The following is a 25,789-nucleotide window of genomic DNA, read 5'->3' as shown; positions in this document are numbered from 1 at the left end:
TCTTTCTCTATTCAATCAGCAGGTAATCGTAATCGCGGCAGACCGTTTCCATGAAGGTCCGCAGGTCTTCCGGGATCGCTTCATCAGCCGTCCCTAAAGTCGTCGTCCGGATTTCTCCATCCAGGCGGACTTTGCAGAAGCCGCTGGCCTTGTCGAGGACGGCAAAGCCCGAATTATCGCTGTGGTCTAAATCGTCTTCATTAGCGAAGAGTGTAAACTTATCTACATACGGCGCACCGCCCCAGGGACAGAAGGTCCGGCAGTTGCCACATTCGTTACACATGTAGTCAATATGCAGGATCTGAGCCTGCATATGGCCCGGTACCTGGATGGCTGTATTGGCCCGATTGGGGCAGACTTCCGTACAGACTTCGCAGACGCTGTCACAATGGAGGCAGCGGCCGTCACAGCCTGTTTCCGGTGCCGTCTCCAGAATACCCCGCTTCGAGTAAACGTCGTTTACATCAGCTGGAATCAGGGTATCGACACTGGCCATCTGGCCTAAAATGCCTTCCGCCGCCCGCTTGCCGTCGGCAATACATTCGACGACGGATGTCGTCTTGCCGTAATGGCCATCGCCGATGACGGTCAGGCCTTCGATGGCGCCGGCCAGGGTGTCACCGATTTTCCCTTTGACGCCGCAGGCCGCCAGGATGATGTCATAGCCCTGCAATTCGTCGAGCGAGGCGATGGCCCTACCGACGACGAGATGGACACCCATCTTTTCGATGAGGGCTACATCCTTGTCGATGGCTTCTGGTGAAATCTGCCCTTTCTTTTCACACAAGAAGGTCCGCACCAGGCCGCCAGGTTCGTCGTTCTTATCGAAGACGGTCACATCCAGGCCGCCGCGGGCCAGGAAATAAGCCGCCGACAGTCCGGCCGGACCGGCGCCGATGACAGCCGCTTTTCTCCCATTGGACGGCGTGGCCTGCAAAGTCGTCATGACGCTGGCATAGCCTTTTTCAGCAGCTATCAGCTTATTGCGCCGGATTTCAACAGGGGCATCGCAGAAATTGCGCGTACAGCTGTTCATACAGGTATGGTAGCAGACGGTCCCCGTCGTAAAGGGCAGGGGATTCTTTTCCAGAATAATCTGCAGGGCCTGGTCATATTTCCCGGCGGCGACGAGGTCCATATAGGCCGGGATATCCTGATGGATGGGGCAAGTCTGGCTGCACGGTGCCATGAAGCAGTCCATCAAGGGCAGTGCCTGGTCGTTCTTGCGCTGCTGGGCCTTCGGGTCCAGACGGGCATAGTGGGCATCATCCTGAGCCTTAGCCAGCAAGTCATCCAGGGCCTTGACGTTTACACGAGTAAACGCCTGTCCACGCTGACCTTCAAAACACTGTGCCAGCTGGGCAAAGCGTTCATAGCCACCGGGCTTGAGCAGCGTCGTCGCCACCGTGACCGGCCAGATGCCGGCCCGGACGATATTCTTGATGTTGTGGGCATCGGCACCGCCGCTGTAAGAAATACGCAGGCTGCCGTCAAAGGCTTCACTCAGCTTCTTGGCCACATTCATGGACAGGAAAAAGAGGGGCTTGCCGGACATATACATTTCCGTCCCCGGCAATTCATGGCGCGTAATGTCGACGGGGAAGGTATTGGTCAGTTTGACGCCGAACAACAGGCCTTCCTCTTTACCCGCTTCCTGCAGCCCCTTGAGCATGGGTACGGCATCACGGTACTGTAAATCCGCCTTGAAATGGCTGTCATCGAAGACCATATGGCCATAGCCCAGGTCATCCATGCATTTCCGGACGAAGTCATAGCCCAGTAAGGTCGGGTTGCATTTGACGAAGGTATTGAGGTGTTTTTCTTTCAGTAAATAGCGGGCAATCCGTTCGATTTCATCGGGCGGACAGCCGTGCATGGTCGAGACCGTGACAGAGTTGCAGATTTCTGCCGGAATGGCTTCGACGTCTTCCCGACGGAGTTTCTGGAACCGGTCCAGATGGGCCAGGAGCCAGGCTTTGCACTCGGCAAAGATAGCCGTATGGGATGCGTCTTTCAGATTTTCGATGAACGAATCGATTTTTGCCGTCTGTATCCCTGCCAGGTCGTAGCCGACGGACATGTTGAACTGCATCCCGTCCGGACTTCCTAAGCCGTATTCGACGGCCATGACGTGGACCAGGAACCAGGCCTTGACGTATTCTTCCAGGGCCTTGGGGACGGTCAGTTCCGTCGACCATTCGACATTGTAACATTCATCGTCGGCCTTGATGCAGGGTTTGGGAACGGGCAGGTCTTCGCCGTCGATTTTCTGGACCGTCTTCAGTTCAAAGAAGCGCGCTCCCGCCGCATAGCCGGCAGCGATATTCTGGGCCAGCTGGGTATGGGGACCGGCAGCCGGGCCAAAGGGCATTTCCAGCGGTCTGTCAAAGATAGTATATGTCCGATTCGGGTCGGCCTGTAGGCGATGGTGGACGCCAAAGATCGTCCCTGACGGCGCTTCGGTCAGGACCCAGTTCATCAATTTTCCAAAGGGAATGGATGTCATGCGATCACTCATGATAGATTCCTCCTTATAAGTATCCATTAATGCGTCCGGCCAGGGTCGCTGCGCCTTCGCGGATTTTAGCCATCAGGGCTTCTTCATCGACACCGGTGAGCTGGCGGTTTTCCATGAGGACTTTGCCATTGGCAATAGTCGTGACGACATCGTGGCCGCTCATGCCGAATAAGATGTGACTGTTGATGTTTTCTTCATTCATCGGCGTCGGAGCAATGTAATCCATGACGATGACGTCGGCTGCAGCCCCTTCTGCCAGTACGCCTAAGGGCTTCTTGAAATAGCGGTTGGCCATGGCTGCGTTGTTATAGAACAGCATCTGCGGTACTTCAGCCCAGGCGGCTGTAGCGTCGCAGAGATGGTGTTTGTGCAGGATATTGGCGACTTTATAGGACTCAATCATATCGTGCGTATAGCCATCGGTCCCCAAGCCGGTCAGGATACCGCGGTGGACCATGTCCATCGTCGGCGGGCAGCCACAGGCATTGCCCATGTTCGATTCCGGATTGTGGACGACCATGGTATCTGTCGCCTTGATGAGGTCCATTTCGTGGGGATTGACGTGGATGCAGTGGCCGAGCAGGGTCTTGGGCCCTAAGATATTCCAGTCATAAAGGCGGTCGATAATGCGTTTACCGTGTTTCTTCAGACAATCCTGCAAGTCTTCGATGCCTTCGGCGACGTGGATGTGGTAACCCACGCCGTCCGGTTTATGTTCGGCTGCCAGGGCCATCGTTTTGTCGCTGATGGTAAATTGGGCATGCATGCCCATCATGCCGGCAATCATGTCCGTCGTGTCGGCCTGAGCGTGGCGGATCCAGGCTTCATTTTCCAGGACTGCCTGGCAAGCTTTATCCTGACCGTCGCGGTCGGAGACTTCGTAGCACAGACACGAGCGGACGCCCAGTTCCTGCGCTGCCTGGCCGATGGCAAAGAGGCTGTCCTTGATTTCACCAAAACTGGCGTGATGGTCGAAGACTGTCGTCACGCCGTTCTTGATACATTCGACATACGTTTCCATGGCGCTCAAATAAGTCAGGTCGTTGGTCAAGTGACGGTCGATGTTCCACCACAGGCCGTCGAGGATGTCCAGGAAGCCCTTGGGCGCATAGCCGTCGATATTCATACCCCTGGCCATGGCGCTGTAAATATGCTCGTGAACGTTGATGAAAGCCGGCATGATGACACCGCCTTTGGCATCGATAAAAGCGGCGTCTGGATAGGCTCGGCGGATTTCTGCCGTCTGGCCGACGCGGCAGATTGTCGTGCCGTCTATGGCTACGGCGCCATCAGGGAAATATTGATTCTTCGCGTCGCGGGTAACGACGTGACCGTTTCCGACGATTAACATAAGTATACCTCCTCTATGCTATACAAATCATAAATCATAAGATTTCTTGCAGTTAATGCATGTTATTTGTGTCATTCTCGTATCTATCTTAATAGTAACCCGTTCCGCCTTACCTGTCAATTTTTTTTTAGTCTAAAAATTTTTTATTATCTTTTTGTTATAGCCTGTAATGGAAAGATGTTTTTTCGACATACCTTTTTTCACCAAGGGCGTTGATTTATCCCGAAAATATGCTATAGTAACAGTACCTAAAAAATTTTTAGCAGATAAGCTAATAATCTGTTTTTGATATGAGAAAGAGGTGCCCCTTATGTTAGACGACGTCGTCCTCAACTTCTTGCGTCACTTAGCCAAAGGCCTGGCAGACCAATTCGGCCCGAACTGTGAAATCGTCATCCACGACTTGAGCGATAATTATAAGGAAAATTCCATCGTCGCCATCGAAAATGGCCACGTCACCAACCGCAAAGTAGGCGATGGCCCGTCTATGGCCGTCCTCGACGCCCTGCGCAGCGATCCCGACAAGCTCCAGGACCATACGAGTTACCTGACCAAGACCAAAGACGGCCGCATCCTCAAGTCGACGACCATTTACATCCGCAATGAACAGCAAAAAGTCATCGGCATCTTCTCCATCAACTATGACATTACCGAACTGATGATGGTCGAAAATGCCATCAAGCCGCTCATCTCGGTCACGTCCAAGGAAGATAAGGTCAGCCGCATCCCGCAGAATGTCACGGACCTCCTCAACGACCTCATCGACGAATCGACGCGTCAGGTCGGCAAACCCGTCCCCCTCATGACACGGGAAGACAAGATCAAAGCCATCAAATTCCTCAACGACCGCGGGGCCCTGCTGATCACCAAGGCCGGCGACAAAATCTCCAAACACTTCGGCATCTCCAAATATACCCTGTACAGCTACATCGACAGCGGAGAAGAGTGAGATTAAGGGGCTATCGCACGAAGGCTTCTATCATCATGCAAGATTCCTTTCTCTTTATCGTTTATAGTACGGAGTTTGTAGTTTGTAGAAGCTGACTTTAAATTTAAAAGCCTTCACTAAAAACTACAAACTGCAAACTTAATACTCAAAAAAGGGCTTGTTGCACATGCGACAAGCCCTTTTTCTATGCCCAAATGTAACAGTTCTCTTTCTGTCATTGCAAAAAAAGTGTAGATACCTAACAAATTTTTAGCTCTTTTCTATTGCAAATCTGTAAGGTCATGTTATACTCTAGGTATACAAAAACTTTTAGATTTACTAAAATATTTTTTTCAGTCTATCTTTAGGAGGTACGGATATGAAGAAAGATATGAAATGGGCTATGAACCATCTGCCCAAATCAGATGATAAAAATTTGCCGATCATGTCCCTCAGCGAAGTCGCCAAGGCCCGGACATTCCACCAGAGTTTCCCGCAATACAGCGAAACGCCGCTGACCCGGCTCACGCAGATGGCCCGCTACCTGGGCGTCGGTTCGATTTTCGTCAAAGATGAATCGTACCGCTTCGGCCTCAATGCCTTCAAAGTCCTGGGCGGTTCCTATTCCATGGCCAAGTACATCGCCAAGGAAACGCACCGCGATGTATCGGACATGCCTTATGACGTCCTGACGTCAGATGAGCTCCGCCAGGAATTCGGCCAGGCAACCTTCTTCACGGCAACCGACGGCAACCACGGCCGCGGCGTCGCCTGGGCCGCCCAGAAGCTGGGCCAGAAAGCCGTCGTCCACATGCCGAAAGGCACGACCCAGACGCGGCTGGAAAACATCAAGAAACTCGGCGCCGACGTCGACATCCTCGACCTCAATTACGACGATTGCGTCCGCCAGGCAGCCAAAGAAGCCGCCGCTACGCCGCACGGCGTCATGGTCCAGGACACGGCCTGGGACGGCTATGAAGAAATCCCGTCGTGGATCATGCAGGGCTACGGCACGATGGCCATGGAAGCTGGCGAACAGCTGAAGGCCCGGGGCATCGAACGGCCGACGCACATCTTCGTCCAGGCCGGTGTCGGGTCCCTGGCCGGTGCCGTCGTCGGTTACTTCGCCAACCTCTATAAAGACAATCCGCCGAAATTCATCGTCGTCGAAGCATCGGCCGCAGCCTGTCTGTATAAAGGTGCCGCAGCCGGTGACGGCAAGCCCCGCATGGTCGGCGGTGACCTGGATACCATCATGGCCGGCCTGGCCTGCGGCGAACCGAACACGATTTCCTGGGACATCCTCAAGAACCATGTGACGACCTTCATCGCAGCCGATGACCCCATCACGGTCCGCGGTATGCGTATGCTGGCAGCGCCCCTCAAAGGAGATGCGCCCATCGTATCCGGTGAATCCGGTGCCGTCCCCTTCGGCACCCTGGCTACAATCATGTTATCCGATGAATGTAAGGACCTGCGCGCTGAACTCGGCCTCGACGACCATTCACAGGTCCTGGTCTTCTCGACAGAAGGCGACACGGACCCGGAACGCTATAAGAATATCGTCTGGCGCGGTTTGAATAAGTAAAACATTATATAAGATATAGGAGTGATTTTCATGACAGTACCGTACGAAAAAATCAAAGAAGCCGCCAAAGGCTATGAACAGGATATGACCCGTTTCCTGCAGGACATCGTTAAATTCCCCGGTGAAAGCTGCGGCGAAAAGGAACATATCGACCGCATTGCCGAAGAAATGCGCAAACTCGATTTCGATAAAGTGGAAATCGACCCCATGGGCAACGTCCTGGGCTACATGGGCACCGGCAAGACCCTCATCGGCTTCGACGCCCACATCGACACCGTCGGCATCGGCAACAAGGCCAACTGGGATTTCGATCCCTACGAAGGCTTTGAATCGGAAACGGAAATCGGCGGCCGCGGCACGTCGGATCAGCTCGGCGGCATCGTTTCTGCCGTCTACGGCGCCCGCATCATGAAGGACCTGGGCCTCCTATCCGACAAGTACACCGTCCTGGTCACCGGTACGGTCCAGGAAGAAGACTGCGACGGCCTCTGCTGGCAGTACATCATCAACGAAGACAAGGTCCGTCCGGAATTCGTCGTCTCCACGGAACCGACAGACGGCGGCATCTACCGCGGCCAGCGCGGCCGCATGGAAATCCGCATCGACGTCCAGGGTGTATCCTGCCACGGCAGCGCACCCGAACGCGGTGATAACGCCATTTACAAGATGGCCGATATCCTCCAGGACGTGCGGGCCCTCAACGAAAATGACGCAGCCGACACGACGGAAATCAAAGGCCTGGTCAAGATGCTCGACAAGAAATACAATCCCGAATGGGAAGAAGCCAACTTTCTCGGCCGCGGTACAGTCACGTGCTCCCAGATTTTCTATACCTCGCCGAGCCGCTGCGCCGTCGCCGATTCCTGTGCCGTCTCCCTGGACCGCCGCATGACGGCCGGCGAAACGTGGCAGAGCTGCCTCGATGAAATCCGGGCTCTGCCGAGCGTCCAGAAGTACGGCGACGATGTCAAAGTCAGCATGTATGAATACGCCCGCCCGAGCTACACCGGCCTGACCTATCCCATCGAATGTTACTTCCCGACATGGGTCATCCCGAAAGACCACAAAGTCACCAAAGCCCTGGAAGAAGCCTATACCTCCCTCTTCGGCGACAGCCGCATCGGCACTGCCGAAGCGGAAGCCATGCGTAAAGCCCGCCCCCTGACGGATAAATGGACCTTCTCGACTAACGGCGTTTCCATCATGGGCCGCAACGGCATCCCCGTCATCGGCTTCGGCCCCGGCGCAGAAGCCCAGGCCCATGCACCGAACGAAAAGACATGGAAACAGGACCTCGTCACCTGTGCCGCCGTCTATGCCGCATTACCTTCTGTATACACCGATAAATGATCACATCCCATAACGATTAAAAGGAGACTGCCCTATGAAAACCTTACAGGACTACATCGATAAATTAAATGCCCTCAATTTCAAAGACATGTATGAAAACGACTTTTTCCTCACCTGGGACAAGACCGATGACGAACTGGAAGCCATCTGGGTCCTAGCCGACGCCCTCCGCTTCATGCGGGAACACAATATTTCCACAAAGATTTTTGAAAGCGGCTTAGGCATTTCCATCTTCCGCGATAATTCGACGCGGACCCGTTTTTCCTTCGCCTCGGCCTGCAATCTCTTAGGCCTGCAGGTCCAGGACCTGGACGAAAAGAAGAGCCAGATTGCCCACGGCGAAACGGTCCGGGAAACGGCCAACATGATCTCCTTCATGGCCGACGTCATCGGCATCCGCGACGACATGTACATCGGCAAAGGTCATGCCTACCAGAAAGAAGTCGTCGATTCCGTCACGCAGGGCTATAAAGACGGTATCCTCGAACAGAAACCGACGCTGGTCAACCTCCAGTGCGACATCGACCATCCGACTCAGTGTATGGCCGACGCGGCCCACATCATCCACGAAATGGGCGGCCTGGAAAACCTGAAGGGCAAAAAAATCGCCATGACCTGGGCTTACTCCCCGTCCTATGGCAAACCCCTCTCGGTCCCGCAGGGCGTCATCGGCCTCATGACCCGTCTGGGCATGGACGTCGTCCTGGCTCATCCCGAAGGCTATGAAGTCATGCCGGACGTCGTCGACGTCGCCAAAAAGAACGCCGAAAAATCGGGCGGCTCCTTCCGCATCACCCACGACATGGCCGACGCCTTCAAAGACGCCGACGTCGTCTATCCCAAGAGCTGGGCTCCCTTTGCAGCCATGGAAAAGCGGACTAACCTCTACGCCGCTGGCGACCAGGCCGGCATCGACGCCCTGGAACAGGAACTCTTAGCCCAGAACGCGCAGCATAAAGACTGGTGCTGTACAGAAGAATTGATGAAGACCACGAAAGACGGCAAAGCTATGTATCTCCACTGCCTGCCGGCCGACATCAACGGCGTCAGCTGTGAAGACGGCGAAGTCGAAGCCTCTGTCTTTGACCGCTATCGCGATTCCCTCTATAAAGAAGCCAGCTACAAACCCTATGTCATCGCCGCCATGATCATGCTGGCCAAATGCCAGGATCCGGCTCAGACCCTGAAAGCCTTAGAAGAACGCGGCATTCTGCGCAAAATGAAATAATTTGACCGCCAAAGGTGCCGGTCCTCCGGACCGGTGCCTTTTTCATCTCCCTGCCATGCGTTTTACTCATCATTTATAAAACTTTTTCACACATAAAAGGAGATTTATCATGACCGAGAAAAAGAAACGTATCGTCATTGCCCTCGGCGGCAACGCCCTGGGAAATACACTGCACGAACAGATGCTGGCCGTCAAGACGACAGCCAAAGCCATCGTCGACCTCATCCAGGAAGGCTGTGAAGTCATCGTCGCCCACGGCAACGGCCCGCAGGTCGGCATGATCAACCACGCCATGGCCGCCCTGAGCCGGGAAGACCCGAACCAGCCCAACACGCCGCTGTCGGTCTGTGTCGCCATGAGCCAGGCTTACATCGGCTATGACCTGCAGAATGCCCTGCGCGAAGAAATGTACAACCGCGACATCTTCGACATCCCCGTCGCCACCATGGTCACTCAGGTCCGCGTCGACCCGGAAGACCCGGCATTCAAGAACCCGTCGAAGCCCATCGGCCATTTCATGACCAAGGAACAGGCGGAATACGCTGCCAAAGAATACGGCTACATCGTCAAGGAAGATGCCGGCCGGGGCTGGCGCCGCGTCGTCGCCTCGCCGCTACCCCAGGAAATCATTGAAATCGGCGCCATCCAGACCCTCGTCGATTCCGGCCAGCTGGTCATCGCCTGCGGTGGCGGCGGCATCCCCGTCATGCGCCACGGCAACCACCTCAAAGGGGCCAGTGCCGTCATCGACAAGGATTTTGCCAGCGAACGCCTGGCCGAAGACCTCCACGCCGACTACCTCATCATCCTGACAGCCGTGGAAAAAGTCGCCATCCATTTTGGCCAGGCAGACGAACAGTGGCTGTCGGAAATGACGACCGACCAAGCCCGGCAATATATGGCTCAAAATGAATTCGCTCCCGGCTCGATGCTGCCCAAAGTCCAGGCTGCCGTCAAATTCGCCGAATCCCGTCCCGGCCGGACAGCCTTGATCACACTGCTCCAAAAAGCCAAAGAAGGCATCCTCGGAAAGACGGGGACCCGCATTTACCGGGGCGCAAGGATCTGACTGATTCCCTGTTGCACGTAATGGATGAATTTCTTGACTGCCGGTGATGCCCCATCCCGGCTGGGAATGGCAATGCCAATGGTAATCGTATGGGGCGGATCCATGGGAAGGATAGCCACGCGGCCCTGCCACTGTGCCGTCATGAGGCGATTGTTCATACTGACACCCAGGCCGGCTTCGACCATGCGATAGGTCGTATAGTTATCGATGGCCGTATATCGCGTTTCATAAGAAATATGTTCTTCCTTGAGGATCCGGACGACATCCGTATCCTGCTGCGGCAGTGGTTCAATAAAAGATTCATGACACAACTGCTTCAACGGGTATACCTCGGCTCGTGCCAAGGGATGATTTTCCGGAAGCCACATGACCATTTCATCTTCACATAAGGGAATCCAGTCTCCGGAAAAAGGGCGCCACGTCGTGATACAACAATCGAAGCGCCCTTCTTCCAATCCATCGTACATCACTTTATTGGCGCATTCCTCGATGTGGACGTGGACTGCCGGATAGGCCTGCTGGAAAGCCTGTATGATCTGCGGCAGCCAGTTGGCGGCTACACTGAAATAAGAGCCAATGTAAATATCCCCGGCCGTCAATCCCCGGATCTGGGCACTGTACTGCAACAAAGCATCTTCATCACGGATGAGGCGGCGCAGATAAGGGAGCACTGCCTGCCCTTCACGGGTCAGATAAATGCCTTGTGCCGTCCGCCCCAGCAGGGGAAAGCCGATTTCTTTTTCCAGCGATGCAATGGACCGCATGACGCCAGACGGGGTATATCCCAATCGTTCGGCAGCTGAAGAAAAACTGCCCGCCTGGATGACTTGCAGCAAGAGCCTGCATTTTTCCGTATTCATATCTATCACCTTTGCTTTTTTATCAAAACTATATATATTATTTTGCTATTCTCTCCATACTGCTTTTATCGTATCATAAAAGCAAGAAAAAAGTAAGGAGGGACTTTTTCATGAAACAAAGAAATGCAGAAATACTGCTCATCATCGTCATCGCCTGTCTTACCCTGCAAGGCGCCGTTTTCCATCTGGCACCGGGAGAAATCATCTGCCTGACCGGTTCCGTCTTCTACGCCCTTTGGATCTGCCTGACCGCCCGCCTGGCCCGGCAGTACGACCCATTGCTGCTGGGGATCTTGCAAATGGGATTCCTCGCCGTGTACAGTACAGCAGGCATGGTCTTATTTGAAAGCCCGGCCGTTCCTGCCGATACGACGACGTGGGGTGCCATCCTGGCCCTGGTCTTCATCTGTTCCGTCTTTGGCTTCACCTTCCAGCCCGTCGCCCAAAAGTATACCAGCGCCGAAAAAGCCGGCCTGTTTACAGCACTGAACCCGCTCATCGCCGCCGTCCTGGGCGTCATTTTCCTGGGCGAAACCTTTACGCCCGTCCAATTAGCCGGAGCCATCTGTATCCTCCTGGGCATCATCATCGTCCAGCTTCCCGAAAAATATCGCTGCAAAACGCATAGCTGTCAAAATGGATGACACCTGCCTTGACAAAACACCTCCGCCCGGCCTATGCTGAATGCGGAGGTGTCTTACGGTATGGCAGGACCTGTATTACAGTCGCCAAGAAAAAAAAGACCTCATCATCAGTGCTGATGACAAAGTCCCTCATTCTTTCTACGGCCTGCAGATTGGCGACAAAAAAAGCGACGCCCTGAAAAAGCTGCGTCCAGCCTTCAAATTCATGTATGAACTCAAGGCCATCGGTAACGAATACCTCCTGTCCGACGTCGTCTACCCGGACTATTACCTGACCATCATGTTCGACGAAAAGGGCCGGGTATTCATGATAAGCTATCAAAAAAACCAAAAATACGAATTGCTGTAGAACGGCGTTCAAAGAAAACATTATTCGCAGGCCGCCGATCGCAGTTAGCAGACGGTCCACCGGACCGCTTTCGTAGGGGACATCCTGTAAGCCTTTTGGGCCCGTCAGGTGCCGACCAGCAGGAGGCGCAGGACGGCTGCCAAAACGGACAGCTGTGGCTAGGCGTCCCGTTGTGAGAATCCCGCGAAATGCTGTTCGGAGAAAACGCCATTCGCAGGCCGCAGTTCGCAAAACCATGCCTCATGGACCTGTTATGTATATCACCATTTATTCGCGGCGGGCCGCCCAAGGCTCCCTTTATAGGGGAGCTGACCGCTAAAGGCGGTCTGAGAGGTTAAAGATCGGCCCCTACGATGCGGCCATAAGGCCGCAAAAACGAGCCACGAACCATTAACAACGAACAGCAAAAAAGCACTGGCGGTTGTCCCACCTCTCCTGCCGAATCCAGGGTATCTCTGTCTGACCGCATACTTTCACTCCATCAGGTCACGAGATTCGGCATAAGCGACTCACACGGTTTTGCGCGTCGCAGAGCTCCTTCAAAACCGGTTCCCTGCTTATCCCAGGGAACCCTGGTCGGATAGGAAGCCGCCTCGTCCCACATCGCTTGTCATGTATGATGGGTACCCCCATTATTCCGAACGGGCGCCCCACGTGGGCGCCCTTGCTAGCTGCTAACTGCTGACGGCTAACAACAAAAAAAGCACTAGCCTAAGCTAGTGCTTTTTTTCTTAATCAGCGGCTTCCTATCCTCCCAGGGGGCCTCCCCCCAAGTACTTTCGGCGTTTGCGGGCTTAACTGCTGTGTTCGGCATGGGAACAGGTGGATCCCCGCAGCTATCGCCACTGAATTATGTTATTCAGGCGTCGGACAAGTCCGACATAAGCGATTCACACAGTTTTGCGTGTCGTCTCCGACTCCTTCAAAACTGGTTCTCTGCTTATCGTATCCTGACAACTGCATAAAAATGTTTCATACATCCAACGAACTATCAAGAATCTTTCCGCTCGTCTCCGAATCGTCGTTCTCTCTGTGTATCTGTTTCCAAATTCACAGCCTCCTGAGATTCGGAGTAAGCGATTCGCACATGTTTGTGCGTCGCCTTTCGGCTCCTTCAAACATGGCTCTCTGCTTAAGTCAAGTCCTCGGTCTATTAGTACCGGTCCGCTCCGTACATCGCTGTACTTCCACTCCCGGCCTATCAACCACATCGTCTTTGTGGGACCTTACTTGTTAAAACAATGAGAAACCTCATCTCTAGGCTGGTTTCACGCTTAGATGCTTTCAGCGTTTATCCGTCCCCGACGTAGCTACCCAGCTGCACGGCTGGCGCCATGACTGGTACACCATTGGTCGGTCCACTCCGGTCCTCTCGTACTAGGAGCAGCCCCTTTCAAGTTTCTTACGCCCGCGATGGATAGGGACCGAACTGTCTCACGACGTTCTGAACCCAGCTCGCGTACCACTTTAATGGGCGAACAGCCCAACCCTTGGGACCTACTTCAGCCCCAGGATGTGATGAGCCGACATCGAGGTGCCAAACCTCCCCGTCGATATGGACTCTTGGGAGAGATAAGCCTGTTATCCCCAGGGTAGCTTTTATCCGTTGAGCGATGGCAATTCCACTCTCTACCACCGGATCACTAAGCCCGACTTTCGTCCCTGCTCGACCTGTCCGTCTCGCAGTCAAGCTCCCTTCTGCCTTTGCACTCTTCGCGCGGTTTCCGTCCGCGCTGAGGGAACCTTTGGGCGCCTCCGTTACTCTTTCGGAGGCGACCGCCCCAGTCAAACTGCCCGCCTGAGACTGTCCGCAAGCTCGTTACGCTTCTCGTTAGAATTCCAATAAAACAAGGTTGGTATCCCACCAGCGGCTCCGTGAATACTGGCGTACTCACTTCTCAGCCTCCCAACTATCCTGTACATCTCTTACCGGAATCCAATCTCAGGTTACAGTAAAGCTCCATGGGGTCTTTCTGTCCAGTCGCGGGTAACCTGCATCTTCACAGGTACTTCAATTTCACCGGGTCCCTCGTTGAGACAGTGCCCAAATCGTTACACCTTTCGTGCGGGTCGGAACTTACCCGACAAGGAATTTCGCTACCTTAGGACCGTTATAGTTACGGCCGCCGTTTACTGGGGCTTCAATTCACTGCTTCGCTTGCGCTAACACTTCCTCTTAACCTTCCAGCACCGGGCAGGTGTCAGCATCTATACATCAGCTTTCGCTTTAGCAGACGCCTGTGTTTGTGGTAAACAGTCGCTTGGGCCTCTCTTCTGCCACCCATCTCCGCTCCATGCGTTTCTGCACTTCACGTACGCTGGGTTATCCTTTTCCCGAAGTTACGGATATATTTTGCCGAGTTCCTTAACGAGGGTTTTCCCGCGCACCTTAGAATTCTCATCCTGCCTACCTGTGTCGGTTTCGGTACGGGTGCCTGAGTCCTCACTAGAAGCTTTTCTCGACAGTTTAGTGCCAGCCCCTTCGCTTCTGTCTCCAGAAGCTCCCCATCGCATCTCGGCCTTACGGGAAACGGATTTGCCTATCTCCCGACCTACCTGCTTGGACGTGCTCTTCCATTCGCACGCGCGCCTTCCTTCCTGTGTCACTCCTTCGCTCAAACGGCCTCAGCCAGTACAGGAATTTCAACCTGTTGTCCATCTCCTACGCGTCTCCGCCTCGGATTAGGTCCCGACTTACCCTGGGACGACGATCGTTGCCCAGGAACCCTTAGGCTTTCGGTGGAAGGGATTCTCACCCTTCTTTTCGCTACTCATACCGGCATTCTCTCTTCCTGCCTGTCCACCTGTCCTTCCGGTCAGGCTTCTCCCATGCAGGAACGCTCCCCTACCCAATTAACTTATGTTAATTGCCAAAGCTTCGGTTCCGTACTTTAGCCCCGGACATCTTCGGCGCAGAGTCTCTCGACCAGTGAGCTATTACGCACTCTTTTAATGGTGGCTGCTTCTGAGCCAACATCCTGGTTGTTTTCGAAATTCCACATCCTTCGCCACTTAGTACGGCATTGGGGACCTTAGCTGTTGGTCTGGGCTGTTTCCCTCTTGACTATGGGCCTTATTACTCACAGTCTGACTCCCATGGATAAGTACAGCCATTCGCAGTTTGATTAGGTTCAGTAGCCGGATAGGCCCCTACCCCGTTCAGTGCTCTACCGCCTGTACTCTCGCCATGAGGCTAGCCCTAAAGCTATTTCGGGGAGAACCAGCTATCTCCACGTTCGATTGGCATTTCACCCCTACCCACATCTCATCCAAAAGCTTTTCAACGCTCACTGGTTCGGTCCTCCACACATTTTTACCTGTGCTTCAACCTGGACATGGGTAGATCACTGTGGTTTCGGGTCTACTCCAACTAACTATACGCCCTGTTCAGACTCGCTTTCGCTGCGGCTCCGCATTTCCTGCTTAACCTCGCTAGCTGAAGTAACTCGCCGGTTCATTCTTCAATAGGCACGCCGTCGACCATATAAAGGTCTTCGACTGCTTGTAGACATACGGTTTCAGGTTCTCTTTCATTCCCCTCCCGGGGTTCTTTTCACCTTTCCCTCACGGTACTATGCGCTATCGGTCCATATCAGTGTTTCGCCTTGGAGGGTGGTCCCCCCAGCTTCCCACAGGGTTTCTCGTGTCCCGTGGTACTCCGGATCCTGCTCCATGCACTTGCTTACGCCTACGAGGCTCTCACTCTCTCTGGCTGAGCTTCCCAGCTCATTCTGCTTCACTCATGCATTTGATAGCAGTCCACAACCCCGGATTGGTTTCCCATCCCGGTTTGGGCTCTGCCCCGTTCGCTCGCCGCTACTAGGGGTATCTCTGTTGATTCCTTTTCCTCCGGCTACTTAGATGTTTCAGTTCACCGGGTGCCCTTCCTCATAGAGGATGACAGCACTACTGCTGCCGGGTTTCCCCATTCGGAGATCTGCGGGTCAAAGGTTACTTGCACCTCACCGCAGCTTATCGCAGCTTATCGCGTCCTTCTTCGGCTGATATGGCCAAGGCATCCGCCGTACGCCCTTACTTACTTGACTATTTTTTCATGTATCACGCCATCCACACGGGATGTCGTGATGAACAAGAATTCAAGGTTCGTTAAGATCTCTTTTTAAAAAGAGGTATTTTCTAACATTTTTATGCAGTTGTCAAGGTACGATGATAAAAAAGTTTGGTGGAGATGAGGAGAATCGAACTCCTGACCCCCTGCTTGCAAGGCAGGTGCTCTCCCAGCTGAGCTACACCCCCAGCTTCTCTATCTCTTGAGAGGATGACCTCTCAAAACTGAACAATGAATGAATTGCCACCGTGCCGACTTCTTAGGTTTTCCCTAGAAAGGAGGTGATCCAGCCGCACCTTCCGATACGGCTACCTTGTTACGACTTCACCCCAATCATCACCCCCACCTTCGACGGCTGGCTCCTTGCGGTTACCTCACCGGCTTCGGGTGTGAATGACTTTCGTGGTGTGACGGGCGGTGTGTACAAGGCCCGGGAACGTATTCACCGCAGTATGCTGACCTGCGATTACTAGCGATTCCTGCTTCATGCAGGCGGGTTGCAGCCTGCAATCCGAACTGGGACTCTGTTTTTGGGGTTTGCTCCGGATTGCTCCTTCGCCTCCCTCTATTAAGAGCCATTGTAGTACGTGTGTAGCCCAAGCCATAAGGGGCATGATGACTTGACGTCATCCCCGCCTTCCTCCGCATTGTCTGCGGCAGTCTCTCCTGAGTCCCCGACTTAACTCGCTGGTAACAGAAGATAGGGGTTGCGCTCGTTGCGGGACTTAACCCAACATCTCACGACACGAGCTGACGACAGCCGTGCACCACCTGTTTTCTTGTCCTCCGAAGAGGAACAGGGTATCTCTACCCTTAGCAATCAATGTCAAGGCTTGGTAAGGTTCTTCGCGTTGCGTCGAATTAAACCACATACTCCACCGCTTGTGCGGGCCCCCGTCAATTCCTTTGAGTTTCAGCCTTGCGGCCGTACTCCCCAGGCGGGATACTTATTGCGTTAACTCCGGCACAGAAGGGGTCGATACCTCCTACACCTAGTATCCATCGTTTACGGCCAGGACTACCGGGGTATCTAATCCCGTTTGCTCCCCTGGCTTTCGCGCCTCAGCGTCAGTTGTCGTCCAGAAAGCCGCTTTCGCCACTGGTGTTCCTCCTAATATCTACGCATTTCACCGCTACACTAGGAATTCCGCTTTCCTCTCCGATACTCTAGCATCGCAGTTTCGGTCCCCTCACGGGGTTAAGCCCCGCACTTTTAAGACCGACTTACGACGCCGCCTGCGCGCCCTTTACGCCCAATAATTCCGGACAACGCTTGCCACCTACGTATTACCGCGGCTGCTGGCACGTAGTTAGCCGTGGCTTTCTCTTACGGTACCGTCACTTACGACGGGTATTGGCCGTCGTACCATTCGTCCCGTATAACAGAACTTTACAACCCGAAGGCCGTCATCGTTCACGCGGCGTTGCTCCGTCAGACTTTCGTCCATTGCGGAAGATTCCCCACTGCTGCCTCCCGTAGGAGTCTGGGCCGTGTCTCAGTCCCAATGTGGCCGTTCATCCTCTCAGACCGGCTACTGATCGTCGCCTTGGTGGGCCGTTACCCCTCCAACTAGCTAATCAGACGCAAGCCCCTCCTCCAGCGAAAGCTCCGAAGAGCCTCCCTTTCTTCCCTCTGCCATGCGACAGAAAGAACGTATTCGGTATTAGCAGCCGTTTCCAGCTGTTGTCCCCATCTAGAGGGCAGGTTGCTTACGCGTTACTCACCCGTTTGCCACTCGAATCGATAAGAAGCAAGCTTCTCATCTCTTCTCGTTCGACTTGCATGTGTTAAGCACGCCGCCAGCGTTCGTCCTGAGCCAGGATCAAACTCTCCATGATATATGGAAGAGCGTTTGGCTCTTGTTTATTGATTGGTATTACTCATTGTTTGACGTTCTATATAATAGAACCTCGCACGTTGGCGTTCATTCAGTTCATTGTTCAGTTTTCAAAGGTCATCGTGTCATCGCCTCATCGCGACGACTTGTATATCTTACCAGACCTTTTCCATCTTGTCAACACATTTTCCAAAAAAACTTGAAATAATTCCCATTCGTCCCTGTATATCGATGTTAGTAACAAAAAATCCGTAGTTAGTCCCCTAATACGAGAAAATTCCTATACATGGTATTATATAATATAAGCAGGCCAGTAGAACCACCTCACAACTACAACCTAAACCCTTTCACAATCATCACGGAAACAGCCCTGCCAGGTCCTCCTTCACTAGCAGGGCCGTTTTCGCACGCCGTAATAACTCTTCAAAAAAAATCAGAAAAGTTTAAAAAAAGTGTTGACAACTATAGGCCTCGTGAATATAATATAAGAGTACTTGCCACTATAGCTCAGCTGGCAGAGCATCTCATTCGTAATGAGAGGGTCGTAGGTTCGAATCCTATTAGTGGCTCCAAAAAATCAAGAGGCTGTCGCATATGCGACAGCCTCTTTTTGCGTTTGAAGTTGAAAGCTATCGCTTCAAACATCATACATCCAACTGCTCCTAAATCAATTTATTTTGTTTAGCCAGTTTTTCAATCATGGACAACGATAATTTACTATACTTTGCCACTTTTTCCAAGGCCATCCCATCCTTTAACAGTTCGAGAGCGAATTCCAATTTACCTTCTTTTCTACCTTCTTTTCTGCCTTTTTCCCATCCTTCTTGCTTGCCTTTCATCAGGCCATCTTCGTATATTCCTTCTCCTAAGTTGCACATGACTGCCAAATCCCCCTCTCCCTACAAACTCCATGCTACAAACTATAAAGCAAAAAGGGTCTCATTTTTTGCCGGAAATCGGGGATGAACGGTATGGGGGCCAATCATTTTTTCCATCCAGACGACGTCATACCAACGGTCGAATTTGTAGCCGCTGTTGTGGAAACGGCCGACCAGGGTGTAGCCAAGGCGTTGATGGAAGTTCAAGCTGCCGTTGGTGACATACGGGTCCTGATCATCACGGGGTACGGCAATGCAGGCGTTGATGTTGAGTATTCCCATGGATTTCAATTCTTCTTCCATGGCCTCGTACAGCTTGCGGCCAATGCCGTGTTTACGGGCGTTTACATCGACGTAGATGCTCGATTCAACGGACCAGGCATAGGCTTCACGGCCATAGAATGCATGAGCATAGGCATAACCGATGACCTCGCCGTCTGTTTCGGCAACCAAGTAGGGATAGTGCTGCGAAATCTCTTGGCGGCGTCGTTCCATTTCCACCATATCCGGCGCGGTGTATTCAAACGTAATGGCCGTCTTTTCCACATAGTGTGCGTAAATCCGGGCCAAAGCTGCCGCATCACTTTCACAGGCTGACCGAATCGTAATATTATCGCTCATGGCCGTATCTCTCCTTTTCAAAGAACCCCTCAGACCGCCTTTGGCGGCCAGCTTCCCTATCATGGGAGCCTAAAAAAAGACTATGGCATGCTCTCAGGATTTCCATGCCATAGTCCCTGTTCCCGGTATATGATTATTTCCAGAATTCCCACCAATGGCGGTTGTCTTTTTCGGCCAGCTGCTGGCGCAGGCTGTCTCGTTCAGCCTGGACGGTGGCCAGTGTTTCCTGGAGTTGTTTGTGTTCGTCTTCGATGATACTGCCTTCTTTTTTCAGACGGTCCAGTTCGCTCTGCAGGGCATCGGCCTGGTCCTTGTTCTGCTGAGCTTCCAGGGCTTTGACTTTGACTTCAGACAGTTCGTTCTGTTTGGCGATCAGGTTCTGCTGCAACGTGATGACCTGCTGCTGGGCCGTGTTGAGGTCCTGCTGGGCTTTGAGCAGCAAAATGCGCAGGTTGTGCGATTCTTGCTGGGCATTGGATACTTTTTCACTTTCCAGTTCGGTAATGGTCGCCTGGTCGTGGAGGCCGCGCAGCTGGTCGAGGATGCGGACAGCTTCCGTATCGAAGGCCCATTCGCCTTTCTGCATGGTGGCGTGTTCTTCTCCGTCATGATTGATTTCGTCCAGATGTTTTTTGACGAACTGGATGATGCCCTGACGGGTCTTGATATTATAGCGGTCCATTAAATCTCTTGTCGTAATCACGTGTTTTCTCTCCTCATGTTTACTATCTCTGTTTTTGCATTTACCTGGCTCATTTTTCCAATAAAAAAAGGCTTAACCATGCCAGCCAGCGCAACAGCAATTCATATAAATCAATTACCTTTAGTTTACCGTATTTCAAAGAATAATGCAACGAAAAGGGGGCTGTCACATGAAGATTCCCGTCATGTGAGGCCCCATTTCAGTCGATGTGCAATTAGTATCTATCCGATTAGATGGAAAGCTGGACGAAATTCTGGCCAAAGCGCAGGTATTCGCCTTGGGGCAGTTTATAGGCTTTGGAAATGGCGTTGGCTTCTGTCGGGACTTCCGGCGTCGTTTCCAATTCGTAAGATTTGGCATAGGCACCTGCTGTATCAGAAGCGGTCAGGCCAGATTTATCGAACTTCAAATCGCTGCCGTCATAAATGCGGATACCGATGACAATGCCGCCCTGGAGATAAGCATCCATGTGATGGTTATCATAAATCCAGCGGTCTGTTCCCTGATCTTCGGCAGTACTGCTCGGCTGGCCATAGGCAGCCGTCAGGTCTTCCTGGGTCATGCCGAGGTAGACGCCGCCAATGGATTCGTAACGGTCGGCGTTGAGGGACCGGCGTAAGGGCATCTTATTGTCTACGATGAGGTACTGATGGGATTTATGGCCCATGAGGTCCATCTTGATCGTCCGGTCGCCAGTCTGTTCATGGATGGTGAAGGTCCCGGTCCGCGGATAGTCATAGGTGCAGTCTTTCGGGTCCGTTACCGTACAGCCGTTGATGGTGTTGCCTTCGATGGTCATGACCAGGTTGCCCTTGGTGCTGTACCATTCACCGGCAGCCGGGTCGAGCCAGTCGACGACATTCTGGTCCGGAGCAGCCTGAGTCGTTGTCGTCACCGTAGCTGTTGCCTGCGGTTCTGTTGCCGTCGTTTCCGTCGTAGTCGTATCTTCTGCAAAGCAGACGGCTGATAAACTCATCGTCACGAGCGCACAAAGGATCATATTTTTTGCTAATTTTTTCATTCTCATTCGCTCCTCTTCTGTTTACTTTCTGTAACTGTTAATTATACACATCTTCCAGAAAGAAAACAACCGTCTTTACTTCTGTTTATGTTTGTTTACACTTTTCTTAGCATGTTGCTTAGCACTCTGCTTATCTTTCTTGGTCTTCGTTTCCGGCGCCTTTACGGTGTTGTCTGCGTTTTTGGAAACTTCCGCTTCCTGGTGCTTGGCCGGGATGGAAACGGTATCGATCAGGGTGCCGTCATTTTTCATGGCGCTGACGCGGAATTCATCCGGTTCGACCTGGAGCGTCAGGTACATGGGCATATCCGTTGGATTATAGTAAATGACATCAGTCGGCTTCTTGACCGAGCCATCCCAGGCTTCTGTCCCGGAGCGGCCCGTGGCAATGTAGACGGTCCCTTCCGTAGCGGCCTGGTCGTTCTTGATGGGAACGGTCCGTTCATAGCAGTGTTCATGAGCCGTAAATACCAGGGGGACGTCGTATTTATCGAAGAGCGGCATGAAGTATTTGCCGTTTACATCGAGGGTGCCGTTATACGGGCTGTCCCAAGGCGGACGGTGCATGAGGACGACCAGCCGTTTCCCGGCCTTCTTGGCCGCAGCCAAATCCTTGTCGAGCCAGGCAGCTTCATCTTCCATCATCGTCGGACGCCAGCCGTTCAATTCTTCGTAATCCGTATTGAGGGACACATAGTGGACGTCGCCATAATCAAAGGAGTAAGCCAGGCGGTTCTGATCCTTCGGGCCGCCATAGGGCACGGCGAACAGGGCTTTATACGTATACGGTTCGGCAAACTGCCAATCCATGCTATAGGCTTCGTGGTTGCCCAGGACCGGCGCAAAGGGGATATGGCTGGTCAGTACATCGGCGTTGTCAAACCAGTCCCGCCACTGGAAGTAAGCCTGACCGTTGTCGGTAATGTCCCCCATATTGATGAAGAAAGCCGCATCATCGTTCTGCTGCCAGGCGATCTGCGCCGTCTGCCCCCAGACGCTGTAATCGGTGGACTGAGAGTCGCCGAAGACGAGGACTTTGTATTTGTTTAAATCTTCTTTTGTCGTCGAAAAAGTAATCCAATCGGTCGCACCGTCAGCATTGACGATGCGGTATTCATATTCCGTCGCCGGTGTCAGTTTCTGCATGTAAGCCCCATACGTATAGGGTGCCGGATTGTCGGCGTCGTAAATGGGAGGCCGTTTCCCTTCGGTCACATAAGCCAACTGGACATCACCCTGGTCCTTGTGACGGTATTCTACACTGTAATCGCTACGGTCGCTGTCATACTGCCAGGAAATGGTCTTGCCTGTCGCACTGTCCTTGGCGACGACCTGCATCAGGTTATCCACGGACATGGCCATGGCCTGACCGGAAAATAAAGTAAACGCACTGAGGAGCGCCGCCAGGAGATGGCGCTTTCTATATTTCATGTGTTTTCACGTCCTTTCTTGTCACAAAATGTATTGTAGCACAATTCGTTGATTTGGCAATCTTTTTCGTTGACATCGATTTCCCTATCTCCTATAATAATTGAATTGTATATTGCTGCATTGATGAGGAGAGAAGAGAATGAATACACTTGATTTACTCTTGCTGGCCGTCAGCCTATCCATGGATGCCTTTGCCGTTTCCATCTGTAAAGGCCTGTCGCTGGGAAAAATCAACTGGCGCCACATGGTCCTGGCCGGCCTGTGGTTTGGCGGCTTCCAGGCTCTGATGCCGGCTATCGGCTATGGCTTGGGCAGCTTTTTCGCCGACATGATCGATGCCTATGATCACTGGGTCACGTTCATCCTGCTCAGCGCCATCGGCCTCAATATGATTAAGGAGTCCTTTGAAGCCGAAGAACACTGTGATGCCAGCATGAGTCCCTATACGATGCTCATGCTGGCCATCGCAACCAGTATCGATGCTCTGGCCGTAGGCGTCACCTTCGCTTTCATGGACATCGCCCTCGTGCCGTCTGTGACACTCATCGGCGTGACGACGTTCTTGTTCTCGGCAGCCGGGATAAAAGTCGGCAGCCTCTTCGGGATGCGCTATAAAAATAAGGCCGAACGCATCGGCGGGGCCGTCCTCATCTTGATTGGTTTAAAAATATTTCTGGAAGGCTTGGGCGTGTTGTAAAAAAAAAGGCTTGTCGCACATGCGACAAGCCTTTTTTCTGTAGGGGCGCCACGTGGGGCGCCCGTTCGCGCAAATCGGTTCACGGGCATCTTACATATACCCGCGGGCTCGCCACGTGCGAGCCCCTACGAAATATAAATTATTTAACTTCGTGGATCCAGCCTTCCGGTCCTTCGATTTCGCCCATCTGGATGCCCCGCAAGGTCTTGTACAGTTTCGTCAGGACAGGACCCATTTCGTCCATGCCGCTGGGGAGGCAGATTTCTTTGCCGTGGTCAACGACTTTGCCTACCGGGCAGATGACGGCAGCCGTACCGCAGAGGCCGGCTTCAGCGAATTCGCTGACTTCTGCGAACTTAACCGGACGGTGTTCGACTTTCATGCCAAGCATGTCCGTTGCGATCGTGATCAGGGAACGGCGGGTAATGGACGGCAGGATGGAGTCCGATTTCGGCGTAACCAAAGTGCCATCTTTCTTGACGAAGAGGAAGTTAGCGCCGCCCGTTTCTTCTACGTACGTGCGCGTAGCCGGGTCGAGGAACATGTTTTCATCGAAGCCGTTCTGATGAGCCAAAATGTAAGGATACATGCTCATGGCATAGTTCAAGCCGGCTTTGATATGGCCTGTGCCGCGCGGTGCTGCACGGTCGAAGTCAGAAATGCAGATCGTAATCGGTTTGACGCCGTTCTTGAAGTAAGAGCCGACAGGCGTGCCGAAGAGGCGGAACTGATATTCGTCAGCCGGTTTGACGCCGATGACCGGGTTAGTCCCAAAGAGATACGGACGCAGGTAGAGAGCGCCGCCGCTTTCAAAGGGAGGAATATAATCCTTATTGGCCCGGACGACTTCGTCGACAGCTTCCATGAACATATCTTCCGGAACCGGCGGCATTTCCAAGCGTTTTGCCGAGTCCATCAAACGTTTTGCGTTCTGGTCCGGACGGAAGGTGACCGTGCGGCCGTCTTTGGTTTTATAGGCTTTTAAGCCTTCAAAGACTTGCTGGCAGTATTGCAGGATGCCGGCACATTCATTGAGGACGACATTCGGGTTATCCGTCAATTCCCCTTTGCCCCATTTGCCATCTTTATAGTTGGCAACATAACGTTTTGCAATCGGCTGATATTCAAAACCTAAGGCCGACCAGTCAATATTAACATTTGACATCGCAATTCCTCCATTTCTTTTTTAAACAAAATAATTTATATCTATTTTGTAATTATAGATTAATCACTTCTTTCGCTTTTGTCAATGGGAGAAATTCTCACCGGATTATTGTTAACTAATTTATACTATTTAAAAATTGACAATAAGTCGATTATTGGCTATAATCCAGATTATCGTAAACTTTTTAAATATTATTGTGGTTTACATTTATCCAAAGGAGTGATTTCATGGTTTCTTCTGTCCTCTCAGCCCACCGCTGGGATACGCGGGATATGGTCTTATTCGCCCTGTTCACGGCGCTCATCGCCATCGGGGCCTTTATCCGCATCCCTGTTCCGTTCTGTCCTTTTACGCTGCAATTATTGTTCACCACCCTGGCCGGACTGCTCCTGGGCAGCCGCCGCGGCGCCGCCTCGGTGGCCGTCTACGTCCTCTTAGGGCTGGTCGGACTGCCGGTCTTCACGTCTGGCGGCGGTCCGTCCTATATTTTCCAGCCGACCTTCGGCTATCTCATCGGCTTCATCGGCGGTGCCTGTCTGACCGGATACATTGCCCATCAAAGCGCCATGCCATCGCTGCAGCGCCTGCTGGCTGCTGATTTTGCCGGCCTCATCATCGTCTACGCCTGCGGCATGGTCTATTTAGCTTTAATCAATAACGTATACCTGGGCACACCGATCAGTCTGTGGACACTCTTCGTCTACTGCTTCGTCCTGCCCATTCCCGGTGACATCTTTCTCTGCATCGTCGCCGCCTTCCTGACCCGCCGAATACGTCGGACCACTGCCCTCTAGAAAGGAGTTCGTTTACTATGAGTAAAGGTTTATTCATCACCGGGACGGGGACGGACATCGGCAAGACCTATGTCACAGCCCTGCTCATCAAGACACTGCGCCAGCACGGTTATGACGTCGGTTATTATAAGGCTGCCATCAGCGGCGCCCCGACCGTCGCGGCCAGTGATGCCGGTTATGTAAATGAGATAGCCGGGATTGGCGAATCGCCGGACCTGCTCTTGTCTTATCTTTACGACCACGCCGTGTCGCCTCACCTGGCAGCCCGCTGGGAAGAGAAGCCCATCGAAAAAAGCGTCATCCTCCGCGACTGGCAGCGCGTCACGGCAGCCTATCCCTACGTCACGGTCGAAGGCAGCGGTGGCATCATCTGTCCCCTCCGCGAAGATGATGCCATCAGCTTCCAGCTGGAAGATCTCATCGGCTGGCTGCACATCCCATCGCTCATCGTCTGCCCGGCTGGCCTGGGGACCATCAACGGCGCCGTCCTGACCGCCTTTTATATGAAAGAAAAGGGCCTGCCTGTCCAAGGTTTCATCGTCAACCATTATACGGGAAGCCCCATGGAAAAAGACAACATCCGCATGATTGAAAAGCTCAGCGGCAAGCCCGTCCTGGCCGTCGTCGGCGACAACGCCGAACTTTTACAGGCCGATGCCCAGGCTTTGATTCAACTATACCAGTAAG

At 52.9% G+C, this 25,789-nt stretch carries 19 protein-coding genes, 2 tRNA genes and 3 rRNA genes; 11 read left to right on the top strand and 13 right to left on the bottom strand.

Annotated elements, in window-relative coordinates; all coding sequences use genetic code 11:
* Nucleotides 1-7 precede the first annotated feature (7 nt).
* Together ygfK and ssnA are read right to left on the bottom strand one after the other, a co-directional pair.
* Nucleotides 8-2,518: a putative selenate reductase subunit YgfK gene (ygfK, locus tag ACFWUB_RS06725; RefSeq protein ID WP_020311311.1), complete on the bottom strand. Its 2,511-nt coding sequence runs from the start codon at nucleotides 2,516-2,518 to the stop codon at nucleotides 8-10.
* Nucleotides 2,519-2,531: 13 nt separating this feature from the next.
* Nucleotides 2,532-3,869: a putative aminohydrolase SsnA gene (gene ssnA, locus ACFWUB_RS06720; protein ID WP_292298347.1), complete on the bottom strand. Its 1,338-nt coding sequence runs from the start codon at nucleotides 3,867-3,869 to the stop codon at nucleotides 2,532-2,534.
* A 310-nt stretch (nucleotides 3,870-4,179) separates the two neighbouring features.
* Between ssnA and ACFWUB_RS06715 the strand changes: the two genes are divergently transcribed.
* From ACFWUB_RS06715 to arcC, 5 genes are all read left to right on the top strand, one after another.
* Complete coding sequence (locus tag ACFWUB_RS06715; protein WP_020311313.1) at nucleotides 4,180-4,818, top strand: helix-turn-helix transcriptional regulator; 639 nt, start codon at nucleotides 4,180-4,182, stop codon at nucleotides 4,816-4,818.
* 358 nt (nucleotides 4,819-5,176) lie between these two features.
* Nucleotides 5,177-6,385, top strand: coding sequence for a diaminopropionate ammonia-lyase (dpaL, locus tag ACFWUB_RS06710; RefSeq protein WP_020311314.1), 1,209 nt, complete (start codon nucleotides 5,177-5,179; stop codon nucleotides 6,383-6,385).
* A 30-nt stretch (nucleotides 6,386-6,415) separates the two neighbouring features.
* Entirely contained in the window at nucleotides 6,416-7,735 is a 1,320-nt protein-coding gene (locus tag ACFWUB_RS06705; RefSeq protein WP_020311315.1) for a YgeY family selenium metabolism-linked hydrolase, read from the top strand.
* 34 nt (nucleotides 7,736-7,769) lie between these two features.
* Complete coding sequence (ygeW, locus tag ACFWUB_RS06700; RefSeq protein WP_020723902.1) at nucleotides 7,770-8,963, top strand: knotted carbamoyltransferase YgeW; 1,194 nt, start codon at nucleotides 7,770-7,772, stop codon at nucleotides 8,961-8,963.
* Between the two features lie 109 nt (nucleotides 8,964-9,072).
* Entirely contained in the window at nucleotides 9,073-10,032 is a 960-nt protein-coding gene (gene arcC, locus ACFWUB_RS06695; protein ID WP_020311316.1) for a carbamate kinase, read from the top strand.
* On the opposite strand, the gene ACFWUB_RS06690 is transcribed toward arcC, so the two are convergent.
* Nucleotides 10,011-10,892, bottom strand: coding sequence for a LysR family transcriptional regulator (locus tag ACFWUB_RS06690; RefSeq protein ID WP_020311317.1), 882 nt, complete (start codon nucleotides 10,890-10,892; stop codon nucleotides 10,011-10,013). The genes arcC and ACFWUB_RS06690 overlap by 22 nt on opposite strands.
* 110 nt (nucleotides 10,893-11,002) lie before the next feature.
* Here ACFWUB_RS06690 and ACFWUB_RS06685 point away from each other — a divergent pair, with 110 nt between their 5' ends.
* Together ACFWUB_RS06685 and ACFWUB_RS06680 are read left to right on the top strand one after the other, a co-directional pair.
* A complete protein-coding gene (locus tag ACFWUB_RS06685; RefSeq protein WP_416183696.1) occupies nucleotides 11,003-11,536 on the top strand; it encodes a DMT family transporter in 534 nt (177 codons plus the stop codon).
* 40 nt (nucleotides 11,537-11,576) lie between these two features.
* The gene (locus ACFWUB_RS06680) at nucleotides 11,577-11,885 is read left to right on the top strand and encodes a hypothetical protein (protein WP_416183695.1); all 309 of its coding nucleotides are present in this window, start codon (nucleotides 11,577-11,579) and stop codon (nucleotides 11,883-11,885) included.
* A gap of 733 nt (nucleotides 11,886-12,618) precedes the next feature.
* Here the strand turns inward: ACFWUB_RS06680 and rrf are convergent.
* The 4 genes from rrf to ACFWUB_RS06660 all read right to left on the bottom strand — a co-directional run bounded on the left by rrf (nucleotide 12,619) and on the right by ACFWUB_RS06660 (nucleotide 17,793).
* Nucleotides 12,619-12,735, bottom strand: a 5S ribosomal RNA gene (gene rrf / locus ACFWUB_RS06675).
* A gap of 283 nt (nucleotides 12,736-13,018) precedes the next feature.
* Nucleotides 13,019-15,931: ribosomal RNA gene (locus tag ACFWUB_RS06670) — 23S ribosomal RNA — on the bottom strand.
* Nucleotides 15,932-16,066: 135 nt separating this feature from the next.
* A tRNA-Ala gene (locus ACFWUB_RS06665) sits at nucleotides 16,067-16,142 on the bottom strand.
* A gap of 86 nt (nucleotides 16,143-16,228) precedes the next feature.
* Nucleotides 16,229-17,793: ribosomal RNA gene (locus ACFWUB_RS06660) — 16S ribosomal RNA — on the bottom strand.
* The 16S, 23S and 5S rRNA genes sit together here with 1 tRNA gene alongside, the layout of an rRNA operon.
* A 495-nt stretch (nucleotides 17,794-18,288) precedes the next feature.
* Here ACFWUB_RS06660 and ACFWUB_RS06655 point away from each other — a divergent pair.
* A tRNA-Thr gene (locus ACFWUB_RS06655) sits at nucleotides 18,289-18,364 on the top strand.
* Nucleotides 18,365-18,454: 90 nt separating this feature from the next.
* On the opposite strand, the gene ACFWUB_RS06650 is transcribed toward ACFWUB_RS06655, so the two are convergent.
* The 5 genes from ACFWUB_RS06650 to ACFWUB_RS06630 form a co-directional block, all read right to left on the bottom strand.
* Nucleotides 18,455-18,670 (bottom strand): hypothetical protein, encoded by a 216-nt coding sequence (locus ACFWUB_RS06650; RefSeq protein WP_292282170.1) that lies wholly within the window; start codon nucleotides 18,668-18,670, stop codon nucleotides 18,455-18,457.
* A gap of 42 nt (nucleotides 18,671-18,712) precedes the next feature.
* Nucleotides 18,713-19,291: a GNAT family N-acetyltransferase gene (locus tag ACFWUB_RS06645; protein ID WP_416183694.1), complete on the bottom strand. Its 579-nt coding sequence runs from the start codon at nucleotides 19,289-19,291 to the stop codon at nucleotides 18,713-18,715.
* A 133-nt stretch (nucleotides 19,292-19,424) separates the two neighbouring features.
* Nucleotides 19,425-19,994: a kinesin gene (locus ACFWUB_RS06640; RefSeq protein ID WP_147675874.1), complete on the bottom strand. Its 570-nt coding sequence runs from the start codon at nucleotides 19,992-19,994 to the stop codon at nucleotides 19,425-19,427.
* Between the two features lie 229 nt (nucleotides 19,995-20,223).
* Nucleotides 20,224-21,015 carry a hypothetical protein gene (locus ACFWUB_RS06635; RefSeq protein ID WP_020311607.1) on the bottom strand — a complete coding sequence of 264 codons (792 nt, stop codon included), beginning with the start codon at nucleotides 21,013-21,015 and terminating at the stop codon, nucleotides 20,224-20,226.
* Between the two features lie 75 nt (nucleotides 21,016-21,090).
* Nucleotides 21,091-22,446 (bottom strand): purple acid phosphatase family protein, encoded by a 1,356-nt coding sequence (locus ACFWUB_RS06630; RefSeq protein ID WP_416183693.1) that lies wholly within the window; start codon nucleotides 22,444-22,446, stop codon nucleotides 21,091-21,093.
* Nucleotides 22,447-22,585: 139 nt separating this feature from the next.
* Here ACFWUB_RS06630 and ACFWUB_RS06625 point away from each other — a divergent pair, with 139 nt between their 5' ends.
* Nucleotides 22,586-23,143: a manganese efflux pump MntP family protein gene (locus tag ACFWUB_RS06625; protein WP_416183692.1), complete on the top strand. Its 558-nt coding sequence runs from the start codon at nucleotides 22,586-22,588 to the stop codon at nucleotides 23,141-23,143.
* Between the two features lie 139 nt (nucleotides 23,144-23,282).
* Here the strand turns inward: ACFWUB_RS06625 and ACFWUB_RS06620 are convergent, their stop codons facing one another.
* Nucleotides 23,283-24,308 (bottom strand): branched-chain amino acid aminotransferase, encoded by a 1,026-nt coding sequence (locus ACFWUB_RS06620; RefSeq protein WP_302681505.1) that lies wholly within the window; start codon nucleotides 24,306-24,308, stop codon nucleotides 23,283-23,285.
* 227 nt (nucleotides 24,309-24,535) lie between these two features.
* On the opposite strand from ACFWUB_RS06620, the gene ACFWUB_RS06615 reads away from it, so the two are divergent.
* Nucleotides 24,536-25,102: a biotin transporter BioY gene (locus tag ACFWUB_RS06615; protein ID WP_302681506.1), complete on the top strand. Its 567-nt coding sequence runs from the start codon at nucleotides 24,536-24,538 to the stop codon at nucleotides 25,100-25,102.
* Nucleotides 25,103-25,119: 17 nt separating this feature from the next.
* On the top strand, nucleotides 25,120-25,788 hold the full coding sequence (bioD, locus tag ACFWUB_RS06610; protein WP_302681507.1) for a dethiobiotin synthase: 669 nt from the start codon (nucleotides 25,120-25,122) through the stop codon (nucleotides 25,786-25,788).
* The last annotated feature ends 1 nt before the right edge of the window (nucleotide 25,789 follow it).

Origin of the sequence: Megasphaera sp., from assembly GCF_047831605.1 — a bacterium.
Taxonomy (GTDB): domain Bacteria; phylum Bacillota; class Negativicutes; order Veillonellales; family Megasphaeraceae; genus Megasphaera; species Megasphaera intestinihominis.
The sequence above is the reverse complement of the archived record's forward strand: the minus strand, read 5'-3'. Positions and strand labels throughout refer to the sequence as shown.